This window comes from Haloglomus litoreum (assembly GCF_029338515.1).
Taxonomy (GTDB): Archaea; Halobacteriota; Halobacteria; order Halobacteriales; family Haloarculaceae; genus Haloglomus; species Haloglomus litoreum.
Genome location: NZ_CP119988.1, coordinates 1,432,031 through 1,445,938, shown reverse-complemented (window position 1 = coordinate 1,445,938; position 13,908 = coordinate 1,432,031). Strand labels below are relative to the sequence as shown.

The 13,908-nt window shown below is 70.1% G+C and carries 12 protein-coding genes; 4 read left to right on the top strand and 8 right to left on the bottom strand.

Annotated elements, in window-relative coordinates; genetic code table 11:
- Window positions 1-39: 39 nt before the first annotated feature.
- A complete protein-coding gene (locus P2T62_RS07085) occupies window positions 40-1,692 on the top strand; it encodes a thiamine pyrophosphate-binding protein (RefSeq protein ID WP_276260699.1) in 1,653 nt (550 codons plus the stop codon).
- Window positions 1,693-1,760: 68 nt separating this feature from the next.
- Here P2T62_RS07085 and P2T62_RS07080 read toward each other — a convergent pair whose 3' ends face one another.
- Entirely contained in the window at window positions 1,761-3,473 is a 1,713-nt protein-coding gene (locus P2T62_RS07080; protein WP_276260698.1) for a formate--tetrahydrofolate ligase, read from the bottom strand.
- Window positions 3,474-3,561: 88 nt separating this feature from the next.
- Window positions 3,562-4,695 carry a 3-hydroxyacyl-CoA dehydrogenase family protein gene (locus tag P2T62_RS07075; protein ID WP_276260697.1) on the bottom strand — a complete coding sequence of 378 codons (1,134 nt, stop codon included), beginning with the start codon at window positions 4,693-4,695 and terminating at the stop codon, window positions 3,562-3,564.
- Window positions 4,696-4,819: 124 nt separating this feature from the next.
- Here P2T62_RS07075 and P2T62_RS07070 point away from each other — a divergent pair, with 124 nt between their 5' ends.
- A complete protein-coding gene (locus P2T62_RS07070; protein ID WP_276260696.1) occupies window positions 4,820-5,074 on the top strand; it encodes an MTH865 family protein in 255 nt (84 codons plus the stop codon).
- A gap of 171 nt (window positions 5,075-5,245) precedes the next feature.
- Window positions 5,246-5,866, top strand: coding sequence for an ArsR/SmtB family transcription factor (locus tag P2T62_RS07065; RefSeq protein ID WP_276260695.1), 621 nt, complete (start codon window positions 5,246-5,248; stop codon window positions 5,864-5,866).
- Between the two features lie 131 nt (window positions 5,867-5,997).
- On the opposite strand, the gene P2T62_RS07060 is transcribed toward P2T62_RS07065, so the two are convergent.
- The 6 genes from P2T62_RS07060 to P2T62_RS07035 all read right to left on the bottom strand — a co-directional run bounded on the left by P2T62_RS07060 (window position 5,998) and on the right by P2T62_RS07035 (window position 12,341).
- On the bottom strand, window positions 5,998-6,678 hold the full coding sequence (locus P2T62_RS07060; protein WP_276260694.1) for a metal-dependent transcriptional regulator: 681 nt from the start codon (window positions 6,676-6,678) through the stop codon (window positions 5,998-6,000).
- An 80-nt stretch (window positions 6,679-6,758) separates the two neighbouring features.
- Window positions 6,759-7,850 (bottom strand): metal ABC transporter permease, encoded by a 1,092-nt coding sequence (locus P2T62_RS07055; RefSeq protein ID WP_276260693.1) that lies wholly within the window; start codon window positions 7,848-7,850, stop codon window positions 6,759-6,761.
- A complete protein-coding gene (locus P2T62_RS07050) occupies window positions 7,847-8,641 on the bottom strand; it encodes a metal ABC transporter ATP-binding protein (RefSeq protein WP_276260692.1) in 795 nt (264 codons plus the stop codon). The genes P2T62_RS07055 and P2T62_RS07050 overlap by 4 nt, the downstream gene beginning before the upstream one ends.
- A complete protein-coding gene (locus P2T62_RS07045) occupies window positions 8,638-9,699 on the bottom strand; it encodes a metal ABC transporter substrate-binding protein (RefSeq protein ID WP_420028442.1) in 1,062 nt (353 codons plus the stop codon). The genes P2T62_RS07050 and P2T62_RS07045 overlap by 4 nt, the downstream gene beginning before the upstream one ends.
- Before the next feature lie 148 nt (window positions 9,700-9,847).
- Window positions 9,848-11,077, bottom strand: coding sequence for a ZIP family metal transporter (locus P2T62_RS07040; protein WP_276260690.1), 1,230 nt, complete (start codon window positions 11,075-11,077; stop codon window positions 9,848-9,850).
- 1 nt (window position 11,078) lies between these two features.
- Window positions 11,079-12,341 carry a multicopper oxidase domain-containing protein gene (locus tag P2T62_RS07035; protein ID WP_276260689.1) on the bottom strand — a complete coding sequence of 421 codons (1,263 nt, stop codon included), beginning with the start codon at window positions 12,339-12,341 and terminating at the stop codon, window positions 11,079-11,081.
- 190 nt (window positions 12,342-12,531) lie between these two features.
- On the opposite strand from P2T62_RS07035, the gene hisD reads away from it, so the two are divergent.
- A complete protein-coding gene (gene hisD, locus P2T62_RS07030) occupies window positions 12,532-13,806 on the top strand; it encodes a histidinol dehydrogenase (protein WP_276260688.1) in 1,275 nt (424 codons plus the stop codon).
- The last annotated feature ends 102 nt before the right edge of the window (window positions 13,807-13,908 follow it).

Sequence of the window (13,908 nt, the reverse complement as noted above, 5' to 3'; positions counted from 1 at the left end):
ATGCACGGCCATGGCACGAGACCCCGTGGAGGCGACCCCATGCGCCTGACCGACACCATCGTCGGCGCTCTGGAGGACGCCGGCGTCGACACCGTGTTCGGGCTGCCCTGCGAGCAGATGGACCCCTACTACGCCGCCCTCGACGAGAGCGAGGTCCGCCACATCCTCGCCCGGAGCGAGGCGAGCGCGGCCATCATGGCCGACGGGTACGCCCGTGCCAGCGGCGGCCTCGGCGTCGCCGACGGCGTCGGCGGCCCGGGGGCCTCCCAACTCGGCATCGGGCTCGTCGAGGCCGACGGCGCCAGCTCGCCGGTGCTGGCCATCACCGGCGACAACCCGCGCGCGACCCGCGGCAACGAGGTCATCCAGGACGGCGACAACGGGGCCATCCTCGACCCGTACGTGAAGTCGAGCTACGACCCGGCGACGCCCGAGCGGGCCGTCGAGGACGCCGCCGCCGCCATCCGCGAGGCCCTCGCCGGCGTCCCCGCTCCGACCCACCTGAACCTCACGGGCGACCTCATCGCCCACGAGTTCGACGACGGTGACGCCCCGTCGATACCGTCGTTCGACCGTGCGTTCCCGACGGGCCGCCCGGCGCCCGACGCCGACGCGCTCGACGCGGCCGCCGACGCGCTCGACGGGAGCGAGGCACCGGTCATCGTCTCCGGCGAGGGGTCACTCCGCTCGAAGGCGTTCGACGCCGTCGACGACCTCGCGCGCACCCTCGAGGCACCCGTCGTCACCTCGATGAACGGGAAGGGCATCGTGGACGAGACGAGCGACTACGCGGCCGGCGTCGCGGGCCGGTGGGGCTACTGCCAGGTCGCCAACGATGCGGTGGAGGCGGCCGACGTCATCCTCGTCCTCGGCGCGCGGATGGGCGAGCTCTCGACCGTCGGCTGGTCGCTCTACCCAGAGGACGCAACCATCGTCCACGTCGACCTCGACCCGGAGTGGCTGGGCAAGACCCAGGCGGTCGACATCCCCATCCAGGCCGACGTGGGCGCGGCCGCCAGCGCGCTGGCAGAGCGCGTGAGCGCCACGGACGCGCGCACCGAGCGCATGGAACGCATCGCCCGCGAGCGTGAGGAGTGGTACGAGGGCCACATGGACGCCCTGACGAGCGACGACGTGCCCATCAAGCCCCAGCGTGTCTTCCACGAGATCGAGACCGCACTCCCGCCCGAGGGCGTCCTCGTCTCGGCCACCTCGTTCACGGGCTTCTTCACGGGCGCGTTCTACCGCGTCCGCGAACCCGGCGTCGGGTACATCCAGGCCCGCGGCAGCGACGGCATCAACTACTGCCTGCCGCAGGCACTCGGCGTGCAGGCCGCACGGCCGGACACACCCGTCGTCGCCGCGTCCGGCGACGGCGCCATCGGCTACCACATCGCCGAACTGGAGACGGCCGTCCGCGAGGACCTCCCCATCACGCTCGTCGTCGTCAACAACCAGGCCTTCGGCTCCTCGAAGATGAGCCAGATGGCGACCAGCAACGTCGACAACTCCACCGACCTCGACCCCGGAACGGACTACGCCGCGGTCGCCGAGGGATTCGGCTGCGACGGCCAGGTCATCGAGGACCCCGACGAGTTGCCCGAGGCGATGGCCGCGGCCGTCGCCTCGGACACCCCCACCGTGCTCGACGTGCGCGTCGAGCTGTACGCCACGCCGCCGGTGCTGGTGTAGGGGGGACGCCACGCCGCCGGCGCTGGTGTAGGAGACGTTCCCCGGTACCGATGTAGCGGCCCGCCGGCTCAGTACAGGCCGTGGACGGTCCCGTCGTCGTCGACCGTGATGCGCTTCGCGGCGGGTTCGCTGGGCAGGCCGGGCATCGTCAGCACGTCGCCGGTGAGCGCGACGACGAACCCCGCGCCGGCCGAGGGGTAGAGTTCCCGGACCGTCAGCTCCCAGCCGTGCGGGACGCCGGCTTCGTCGGGGTCGTCCGAGAGCGAGGCGGGCGTCTTCGAGAGGCAGACGGGCAGGTCGCCGAGTCCGAGGTCGGTCAGCTCCTCGATGTCCGCCCGCGCCTCGGGAGTGAACTCGACCCCGTCGGCACCGTACACCTGCTCGGCGACGGCACGGATCTTCTCGTCCAGCGGCGCGGACAGGTCGTAGGAGTGTTCGAGCGACGCCGTCCCGGACTCGGCCGCATCGCGCACGTGCTCGGCCAGGCCGAGGCCGCCCGCGCCGCCATCGGGGTGGACGGTGGAGACGGCGGCCGGGACCTCGCGCTGGTCGCAGTGGTCGAGCACCGCCTCGACCTCGGCGTCGGTGTCACCTGGGAACCGGTTGATCGCGACGACGACCGGGAGCCCCATCGCCCGGAGGTTGTCGACGTGGTGATCGAGGTTCGCACAGCCCGTGCGGACGGCGGCGACGGCGTCGGTATCGTCCCGGGACCACCCCTGTCGTTCGAGCATCGCCTCGCCGTGCTTTTCGAGCGCGTCGATGGTCGCGACGACGACGGCCACGTCGGGAGCGAGCCCCTCACGGGCGACGATGTTGACGAACTTCTCCGCGCCGAGGTCGGCGCCGAAGCCGGCCTCGGTGACGAGGTAGTCGCCCAGGCGCAGGCCGACCTGGTCCGCGAGGATCGAGTTCGTGCCGATGGCGATGTTCGCGAACGGCCCCCCGTGGACGAACGCGGGCGTCCCCTCGAGCGTCTGGACGAGGTTCGGCCGCAACGCGTCCTTCAGCAGCGCGGTCACGGCCCCCACACACTCGAGGTCCGCAGCGGTGACCGGGTCGCCGTCCGTGTCGTAGGCGACGACGATGCGAGCAATCCGCGCTTTGAGGTCCGCGAGGTCGGTCGACAGACAGAGGATGGCCATCAGTTCCGAGGCCGCCGTGATGAGAACGGAGTCCTCGCGCGGTGGTCCGTTCTTCCGGCCACCGAGCCCGACGACGGTCTCGCGCAGCGCGCGGTCGTTGACATCGAGCGCGCGGCCCCAGACGACGCTATCCGGTTCGATATCGAGGTCGTTGCCGTGGGTCCGCTCGGCGTCGACCATCGCCGCGAGGAGGTTGTGTGCCGCCGTGACCGCGTGGATGTCGCCGGTGAAGTGCAGGTTGATCTCCTCCATCGGGAGGACCTGGCTGTAGCCGCCACCCGCCGCGCCGCCCTTGATGCCGAACACCGGGCCCTGCGACGGTTCCCGGACGGCGACGACGCTCGACTCGCCAAGTCGTGCGAGCGCCTGCCCGAGGCCGACCGTGGTGACCGTCTTGCCAGCCCCTCGGCGCGTCGGCGTCATCGCCGTCACGAGGACCAGGTTCCCGTCGGCCGGCTCGTCCTGCACCCGGCGGATACAGTCCCGTGTCAGCTTCGCGATGCCCGGACCGCGGTGGTCGAGGTCCGCCTCGTCGAGTCCCAGGTCGCCGGCGACGTCCGCGATGGGCCGCAACGACGCGTTCCGCGCGATCTCCACGTCCGGAGGGATGGCCGTCCCGGTGTCGGAGTCGTCCATACTGGGGCCTCGAACAGGACGGGCTAAAGTTCACCAGGGCGGCCCCGGGGACCGAGAACACCCCCGGCTGGCGACCCGACCCCCTGCCTCACTCCCCGGCCGCCCCGCGCAGTCCGGCCGCCGGCTCGTAGATGGCCGCCCCCGTCGCCTCGTACCGCGCTTCGAGCACGTCGACCAGGTACCCTGCACCCAGCAGTTCCTGCGCTCCGAACGGGCCGAGGTCGCCCCCGCCCCCGCGCTGGAGGATCTCGTCCAGCGTGTCGGCGTCCGTGATGCCGTCCGCGACGATGCGGTGGGCCTCGCTGACCATCGCGCCGACGATGGGCGCGATGTCGTGGCCGCTCTCGACCTCGGGGACGACGGGGTCGTCGCCGTCCCACTCGTAGAATCCCGTGCCGCTCTTCTTGCCCATGCGGTCCTCGTCGACCATCCGCTCCATCCGCTCCCGGAGGTCGGCGGGCGGGTCGAACCGCCCGTCGTATGAGTCGTGGAGGTTGTCGACGGTCGCGAGGTGGACGTCGATGCCGATGAGGTCGATGAGTTCCAGCGGGCCGCGGGGGAACCCGAGGTTGCTGGCGGCGACGTTGATGGCCGCCGGCTCCGCCTCGAGCAGCTCCCACGTCCCGGCGCACTTGATGGCCGCCGAGATGCGCGAGAGGCAGTGTGCCCGGCCCTCGCCGGCAAGTTCGGCCACCCACTTGCCCATCCCCTCGCCCACCTCGACGGTGGTCCGGTAGGCCTCCTCGGTGGCGTTCACGCCGCCGACCTCGACCACGTCGCGCTTGATGGGCGGGTTGGCGAAGTGGAAGAACGTCACGCGCCCGGGATGCTGGAGGTCGGCGGCCACGTCCGTCGGCGTGAGCGAGGAGGTGTTCGTGGCGAGGACGGCGTCCTCGGCGACCACGGCCTCGATGTCCGCCAGGAGGGTACGCTTCAGGTCCAGATCCTCGCTGACGGCCTCGACGACGAACTCGCAGTCGGCCAGTGCCGCGAGGTCGTCGGTGTAGGTGATGCGCTCGGCGAGTGGCGGGGCGCCCGCCTCCCGGAGGCCGGCCTCGACCAGGGCCTCGGGCGCACCCCCGGCGTGTCGTTCGCGCGCCGCGGCCAGCGCGTCCGGGTCCACGTCCACCAGCACGACCTCGTATCCGCCGTTGGCGAGCATCGCGGCGATGTCGGCGCCCATCAGGCCGGCACCCACGACGCCCGTCGTCCGTCCGGTCATGCAGGGAGGGGGTCCGGCCGGCACATGAACCTTCGGCGGTGCATACCGGGCGGTAGGGACGGAGTTCCCGGCCGACGGCGTCCCGAAACGTTCAATTGGGTGTGTGTGTCACGCAAGAGTTGTAATGGTCGACAAGGAAGACCTGCGACAGCAGTTCACCGAGGCGTTCGAAGGCGCCGACTACCCGGTCAACTCCCCGATGGACCTCGTCCCCGCGCTCCCGAACGGGCCGGGCACGACGTTCGAGTCGGGCGACTTCTCCATGACCGCCATGGAACTCAACACCAAGGGCGGCGGGAACCAGGAGTTCCCCTACGAGAACGTCGACGACCTCGTCGACGACATCATGGAGGGGCTCGAGGACCAGGGCTACCTCTGAGGCCTCGACCAACCACGCTTCTTTCGCGACGCCACCGTCGTCGAGCCGCAGCACTCGCGGAACGGAGCACCCGACGGCTGGACTCGCGGGACCGACCGCCAGACGACGTCACTCAAATCGGGATTTGACCTATCGCAAGGGGGAACCCCTCTCCGGTGGTACGTCGTCTCGATGGGACTGTTACCGCGTCGCGCGGAACCCGAGGAACGACCGGACGCCGCGAAGGTGCTGGACGTGAGCGGCGAGGAGGCCTCGGCGACCTTCGACGCGCTCGGCTCCGAGACGGCCCGGCGCATCATGGCGGCCGTCTACGAGCAACCGCGCACGCCCGTCGAGATCCGCGAGGAGGTCGGGACCTCCCTCCAGAACGTCCACTATCACCTCGACAAGCTGGAGGACGCCGACCTGGTGAAGGAGGCCGGGGTGGGCTACTCGGAGAAGGGCAACGAGATGACCGTCTACGCACCCGCGAGCGAGGCCGTCGTCCTGTTCGCCGGACAGGACCACGAGCGCTCGCGCCTCGAACGACTGGTCGGGCGCGTGCTGGGACTGTACTTCGTGCTCGCGCTCGCGACCATCGCGTTCTACTACCTCCGCCAGTGGCTCGCCAGCGACCCAGCGCAGCAGAGTGGAGGATTCACCGCGGACCAGGCCCAGCCGGCCGTCGAACGCGTCGGCGACGCGGCCGCGAGCGGCGGCGGTCTGGCCCTCGACCCGACGGTCGTGTTCTTCCTCGGCGGCCTGGTCGCCCTCTGTGGGGTGACCGCCTACTGGTACCTCGCCGAACGGTGACGGACGGCGCGGGCAGCAGACGGGAGATTATCGAATGTTGTCGCAGATTCCCTTCGAAACGCCGTACTTGTCTGATAATCTTCCACCTACAGCAGTAATACCCACTTCCCGAAGACTATCGGGCAGTGCCCTCAGGCCTCGAGCCCGTCGGTCTCGGCGGCCGGAACGACCTCGATGAGCTGGGCGATCTCCTCCGGGAGGCTCTGCTCGCCGTCGGGCGTCTCGACGGTGACCATCCCGAACGGTGCGACGTCGACGACCGTCACCTCGACGTCCGGGCGGATGCCCGCATCCGCGAGGTAGCGCAGTTCCTCGTCGCCCTGGTGGCGGATGCGCCGGACGACGACGCGCTCGCCCTCGCCGGCCTCCGCCAGTCGGGTCGTCTCGCCGGCCTCCGGGAGCGAGAGGTCCGCGTCCGGGATGGGGTCGCCGTGCGGGTCCACGGGTGGGTTGCCCAGCGCCTCGGCGATGCGGTCGGTCAACTCGTCGGAGACGTGGTGTTCGAGGCGGTCGGCCTCGTCGTGGACGTCGGCCCAGTCGTAGTCCAGTTGCTCCGTGAGGAACGCCTCCAGCAGGCGGTGGTGCCGGAGGATCTCCAGGGCGACCAGTTCACCCTCCTCGGTCAGCGTGACGCCCTTGTACTCCTCGCGGTCGACGAGGCCGCGCTCCTCCAGCTTCTTCAGCATCGAGGAGACCGTGGGGGAGGTCACGTCGAGGTAGTCGGCGAGCGCCGACGTGGAGACCCGCTCCTCGCCGTCGCCGCCGATGGCGTAGATGGCCTTGATGTAGTCCTCCATGACGGCGCTCAGCATGCCTACCGCCACTTCCGACCGGTCGCCCTTCGGTCTTCGGGTGTCACCGCCCTCCGATGGGTCGGAGCCAGTGGCCGGCATCAGTCACCCCCGGTCCCGGCGCCGGACTCGGCACCCTCGGCCTCGATGCTCCCCATGTCGGGCGTGGTCCGCTCGCCACGGGCGGACTGGAGCTTGCCCAGCGCGACCGCACAGACGTAGATGCCCACCGCGACGAGGACGATGACGCCGCCCGCGGTGACGCCGCCGTAGTAGGAGACGCCGATGCCGAGTAGCACCGCCAGCTCCGCGAGGACGACCGAGACGATCAGCGACTCCGAGAACGAGCGCGACACCTGCGTCGCGCCCGCCACCGGGACCACGAGCATCGCGGCGACGAGGATGACGCCCATGATCTGCATCGCGCCGACGACGACCATCGCCGTCAGCATCACCATCACGCGGTTGTACCAGTTGACGGGGATGCCCGAGACCTCGGCGGCGGTCTCGTCGAAGGTGACGTACAGCAGCTGGTTGCGCGTCACCGCGATGGTGCCGACGATGACGGCGAACAGCACGAGCAGGATGGCCGCGCTCTGCGGGGAGACCGTCGCGAGGTTGCCGAAGAGGAACTGGTTGACCCCGACGGCCAGCCCGCCGGCATTGAGGCTGATGAGCGTGGTCCCGAGTGCGAACCCCGTCGAGAGGACGATGGCCATCGAGACGTCGTTGTACGCGTCGGTCGTCTCGGAGATGAGCTCGATGAACAGCGCCGCGATCATCGCCACCACGACCGCGGTCAGGTACGGCGACACCCCGAGGTCGATGACGGCGTTCAGGAACAGGCCGACGGCGACTCCGGCGAAGGCCGTGTGGGCCAGCGCGTCTCCGATGAGCGCGAGCTGTCTGTGGACGAGGAAGGTCCCGATGAGCGGCGCCATCACGCCGACGCAGAGCCCGACCAGGACGGCACGGTGCATGTACCGGTAGTCCGGGTTCAGCATCTCCAGCCCGGTGAAGTAGTACACCCAGTCCATGAGCCAGTACCACTGCTCCAGGAACCACAGCAGGACGCCGAAGACGAGATCACCGACGGCACCCAGGCCGCCCTGCAGGGGGAGCAGCAGCGACGGGTCGACGGCCGCGAGGAGACCCGTCAGGACGGTGGCCAGCAGGCCGGCGCTCGCGCTCATCCGTCCACCCCCGTCAGGAAGCCCGCGCTGGTCCCGAACGCCCGCGCCAGCGCGTCGCTCTCCACGAACTCGTCGGTCGGGCCGTCGAAGTAGAGCTCGCGGTTGAGACAGACGACCCGGTCGGCGTGCTCGACGACCGCCCCGAGGTCGTGCTCGATGAGAAGGACGGTGATGCCCTGGTCGTTGAGCGCCCCGAGCAGGTCGTAGAACGCGTCGACCGACTCGGCGTCGACGCCGACGGTCGGTTCGTCCAGCACGAGCAGGTCGGCTTCACTGGCGAGCGCCCGGGCGATGAACGCGCGCTGGCGCTGGCCGCCCGAAAGCTGGGTGATACGGCGGTCCGCGAACGCGGTCATGCCGACCGTGTCGAGCGCGTCGTCGACGATGGTCCAGTCCTCGCTCGACAGCCGGCCGAAGCCGACGTGGGGGAACCGGCCCATCTTGACCACCTCGCGGACGGTGATGGGCATCTCCTTCGCGGCGCTGGCGTGCTGGGCGACGTAGCCGACCCGCTCGCCATCGTCGAACCGGCCCGCGCGCTCGCCGAACAGGCGAGCCGTCCCGGTGTCGGGCTCCAGCAACCCGAGCATCAGTTGCATCAGCGTCGACTTGCCGGAACCGTTCGGCCCGACGACGGCGACGTACTCGCCGGGCTCGACCGTCAGCGAGATGTCCTCGACCACCGGTGTCGCGGTGTAGCCGAAGGTCACGTTCGCGAGGTCGATGACGGGCTCGTCGGCCGTCTCGGCGCCCGCCGCGTCCGCCGTGGTGTCGGTGTCGGACGTGCTCATACCGGCTCGAAGTTCCGCCACTGTTCGAGCCACTCGGGCGACGGCGCGGCCTCCTCCGGCGTCTTGTTGCCGAGGACGATCTCGAACGTGGGCATGTTGATGTTGTCGGCGATCTCCTCGTACCCCCAGTTCTCCGCGACCCACTCCTTCCGGACGCCGGCGTACGGCGTCACGGGGAAGTACGCCTCGACGCCCGTCTCCCGGACGAGCTGTTGGGCCGGGCGCTGGGACTCGAACACGCCGTTGGCGATGTACCGGATGTCGTTCTCGCGGATGACCTCCGCGGCCTCGCGGATGTCCGCGGGCTTGACGTCGCCGCTGGCGGCGAGGTTCGTCACCAGCGGCCGCATCCGCACGCCGTAGCGCACCCCGATGTACTGGAAGGCGTTGTGCGCGGCCAACTGGACGATGTCGCGCTCGGCGGCGTCGAAGATGGCCTCGTAGTCGGCGTCGATGCGGTCGAGCACGTCCGATTTGTAGGTCTCGGCGTTCTCCCGGAAGGCCTCGGCGTGGTCGGGCAGCAGGTCGGCGAACCCCTCGGCGATGTTGTCGACCGACTGCTTCGCGCGCCGGGGGTCCAGCCAGAAGTGCGGGTCCTTGCCGCGCTGGGCGCCGACGCCCTCCTCCTCGCGGTCGAGGGTCTCGGCGAGGTCCACGAGCTCGATACCCGCCCGGACGTTGATGAGCGCCGTGTCGACGTCGTCGCCCTCGATGGTCTCGATGGCGCGGTCGGCCCACGGCTGGAAGTCCTTCCCGACGTGGACGAAGGCGTCCGCCTCGATGATGCGCTGGGTGATACTGGCGTTGGGCTCCCAGCCGTGCCCGTGCAGCCCCGTCGGCACGAGGTTCTCCACCGTCAGGGGCGTCCCCTCGGCGATCTCCCGCCCGAAGTCGAAGAAGCTGAAGAAGGAGGCCACGGCGACCGGGCCGTCGCTCTCGCCGTCACCGTCACCGTCGCTTCCGGCCTGTCCGGGGGCACTCGGGAGCGCCGTACAACCTGCCAGCCCCGCCAGTGCCGCCGCCGCACCGCCGGCGCGTAGGGCGTCTCGTCGCGTCACCGCTCGACCGTCGTCGCGTGTCTCGTCTGAGGAATGCATATCGAATCGAAGGTTTAGCGTCGTCTAATCTATTGTAGTTACAGCCCACATTTAATCCTTCCCACCTCGGACGCCGATGCAGAGACGGGACACGAGCGTAGGACCGCGCTCAGAGCGCGATGAACAGCCCGGTCACGTACATGAAGACGGCGCCGAACAGGAACGCCCCCGCGTTGACGGGCGTCCCGATGCTGGCGAGGCCGTCCTCGCCGCGGACGAGGTCCGCCATCTCCCAGACGACTTGGAGGATGGCTCCCACACCGATGGCGAGGAAGAACACGCCGAGCGTGGGCGAGAACGCGTAGCTCCCGATCCACGCGCCGGCGATGACCGGCGCGCCGCCGATGAGCCCGAGCGCCGCGAAGTGCTCGATGCCGGGGCGGCGACCGCGTGCGAGCGGCCCCACGATGGCCGGTCCCTCGGTCACGTTGTGGACGAGGAAGCCGACCACGAGGAACGCGCCGAGTTCGACCCGGCCGAGCGCGAACGCGGTCCCGATGGCCAGCCCCTCCGCGAGGTTGTGCAGGCCGATGGAGACCGCCACCAGATACGCCGTCCGGAGGCGACTCGTCTCGCCCTCGGTCCGGGACTCCTGCCAGGCGCTGACCGCCTGGATGACCAGCACCGACCCGGCCACGCCGAGCGCGAAGAGGAACGGCCCCTCGTACGCGCCCGGCACCGCCTCCATGAACTCCCCGACGTCCACGAGGGCGTCGAAGCCGAGGAAGGCGAGGACGCCCACCGCGAACACGAGGACGGCGTGGAGCGCGCGGTCGGAGACCGACCGCAGGTACGGGAGCCACAGCATCCCCAGCACGACCGGGATGACGCCGACGAACAGCCCGACGACCGCGAGCGTCCCGACGACCTCGCCCGTCACGCCAGGGCTCGTCGCGGGCGCGACGATGGTGTGGTGGATGGTCGCGCCGTCCGAGAGGACGAGCGCCACCTCCAGGTCCCAGCCGGGCTCCCAGTGGTAGGGGATCTGGACCGTCGAACTCTCCAGTGGCCCGAGCGTCCTATCGCCGCCGGTCATCGAGAACGACCAGTAGGCCTCGTCGACGAGCACCTGCTCGACGGTCACCGTCCCCGGGCCGTTGTTGGTCACGTGGACCAGCACCGTCTGGTCGTCCGGCAACGTGGTGTACGAGACCGTCACGTCAGGCAGCGCCGCGCCCCCGGTCGCCAGCGCGGCGAACGGCGACCCGAGGAACAGGTACCCCAGCACGATGGCCAGCAGCACCAGCGGTATCACGGCGACCGCCCACCGCGGGAGGCCGAAGGGCTGGTCCTGCACCGTCACGCCGCCGTCTGTCTCTGTCGTATCGGAATCCTGCATCTCAGACCACCTCGAAGAAGCTCATCCAGCCCAGTTCCGCGAACTCCGACTGGTGCGCGTGGAACATGTACAGTCCCGGCTCGTGGTCGGAGTAGTCCAGTTCGATGATGCCGCGCTGTGCCTGACACTGCATGACCGTGTCCACCGTCTGGTTGGTCGGGAGCAGCGTCGTCCCGTGGTCGTAGTAGTCGAAGAACTGCGAGTGGGTGTGGAACGAGTTGATGAGGTCGAACTCCGTCGCGTTGACCAGGTACACCCGGACCGGTCGCTGGCCGTCGACCTGGATGGGCCGCTTGGTCTCGCCCGGGGCCCAGTTGCCCTTGCCGTCGGTCTCGCCGACACCGTAGGCGAAGGCCCGCGTGTTCGCGGCGTACACCTCGTTGCCGCCGTCGAAGTTGGTGTCGAAGCTGTTCATGACGACGACCAGCTCCTGCACCTCGTCGTTCTCGTCGTACTCGTGGTTGCGCGACTTCGCGCGGGCGACGAGTTCCTCGGTCAGTTCGGGCGTGATCTGTGACTCGTGGAAGTCACAGTACTCCTCGGGCCGCTCGCGGACCCGCTCTGGGTCCGGGTCGACGATGATGCTCCCGTAGAGCCCCCGGTGGATGTGGGCCTTCAGCGGGAGCGAGTGGCAGTGGTAGAAGTGGACGCCCGCGGGCTGGGCCTTCCACTCGTAGGTGAACGACTCCCCCTGTTCGAGGACGCCGGGGCCGTTCTGCGGAATGCCGTCCATCCGCGGGTCGAGGTTCTTCAGGTGCGGGTGGATGGTGTGTGCGTGTCGGCTCCCGTTGGTGAACTGCACCCGGATGCGGTCGCCCTCGGTCACCCGCAGCGTCGGCCCGGGGACCTGTCCCTGGTAGGCCCACGCCGAGAACTCGACGCCCGGCGCCACTTCGATGGTGGTGTCGACGGCGGTCAGCTCGAAGTAGCGGACCCGCTCGCCGTCCTCCTCGAACACCTCCTGGGTCAGGTTGTCCTGGCCATCGAAGCCGGTGTTGAACGTCCGGAGGAACTCGTGGGGGTCGAACCCCTCGTCGAACTCGCCGCGAGCCCCGAAGTTCCCGTGGCTCTCGCCGCCGCCGGCGCCGGCGTGGCCGTCGTCGGCCCCACCGGTGCCCATCAGCGCGGCGCCACCGGCCAGGCCGAGGCTCCCGAGGACGGCCCGGCGGCTGACGCCCTGGTCGCCGTCGAGCGCGTCGACGAGCCGCCCCTCGAGGGCGTCGGTGTACTCACGCGCCCGTTCGTAGTCGAGCGAGGGACTCACGGTCGATCCCCCCGCAGCGTGGCCGAAGATTCGATAGTTCGCATACAAGGATTAGACTAGTCTAATTCATAAGTGTGCCCCCTCAACATCGAGCGTGTGTCCACACCCACCGCCGTCGTCGGCCGGGGACACGGGGACAGCCGGGGACCCCGATGGAAACCGTTTTTCGCCGCCGCGCCGAACCGCGACCATGAACGTACGCCGGCTACCGGACCTCTCCACCGACGAGCGGGCTGCCCTGTTCGACCGGGACGCCGGGGTCGCCGACGCCCGGGACGCGGCCCGTGACATCGTCGAGCGCGTGCGCACGGAGGGCGACGTGGCGGTGCGGGAGTTCGCCGAGGAGTTCGACGGGGTGTCGGTCGGGAATATAGAGGTGACCGACGAGGCCGAACGCGCGTACGACCGCCTCGACGACGACCTGCGCGACGCCATCGAGGCCGCGGCCGACAACATCGAGGCGTTCCACGCCCGCTCGGCGCCCGAGGACTGGCGCGCGGACTTCGACGGCCGGGAACTCGGCCGGCGCTACCGGCCCCTCGAACGCGTCGGCGTCTACGCCCCCGGTGGCACCGCCGCCTACCCCTCCAGCGTCCTGATGGGCGTCGTCCCCGCCAAGGTCGCGGGCGTCGAACACATCGCCGTCTGTACCCCACCCGCCGACGACCTCCCCGACGCGACATTGGCGGCCGCCCACGTCGCGGGTGCGGACGCCGTCTACCAGATCGGCGGCGCGCAGGCCGTCGCCGCGCTCGCGTACGGCACCGAGACGGTCAACGCCGTCGACAAGGTGGTCGGCCCGGGCAACGCCTTCGTGACCGCGGCGAAGGCGGCGGTCCGGGGCGACGTCGAGATCGACTTCCTCGCGGGCCCCTCGGAGGTCTGCGTGCTGGCCGACGGGACCGCCGATCCCGAACTCGTGGCCGCCGAACTCGTCACGCAGGCCGAACACGACCCGAACGCGAGCTGCGTGGCCGTGACCGACGACGCGGACCTGGCCGAGGCCGTCGTCGACGCCGTCGCGGCGCAGGTGCCCCAGCGCGAGCGCGAGGACACCATCCGCGAGGCCCTCGACAACGACGCCAGCGGCGTCCTCCTCGCGCGCTCGATGCCCGAGGCCGTGCTGTTCACCGAGGAGTACGGCGCCGAGCACCTGGCCATCATGGCCGACGACGACGAGGCGCTGCTGGACCGCATCGACTCGGCCGGGAGCGTCTTCCTCGGCGAGTTCTCGCCGGTCGCCGCGGGCGACTACGCCAGCGGCCCGAACCACGTCCTGCCGACGGGCGGGGCCGCGCGACGCGTCGGCGGCCTCTCGGTCGATCACTTCCTCCGCTCGACGACCGTCCAGCGCCTCGACGAGGACGCGCTGGGCGACCTGCGCGACACCATCACGACGCTCGCCGAGGCCGAGGGGCTGGAGGCCCACGCCGCGAGCGTCGAGCGGCGGTTCGACGGGGAGTGAGCGTATCCCGACACAATCCGTCTGTGCCACACATTACTACCTAATATTCGATATTTCGGATTAAACCGAGAGGGTGTTTCGATACCGACCATAGCGAGCGAG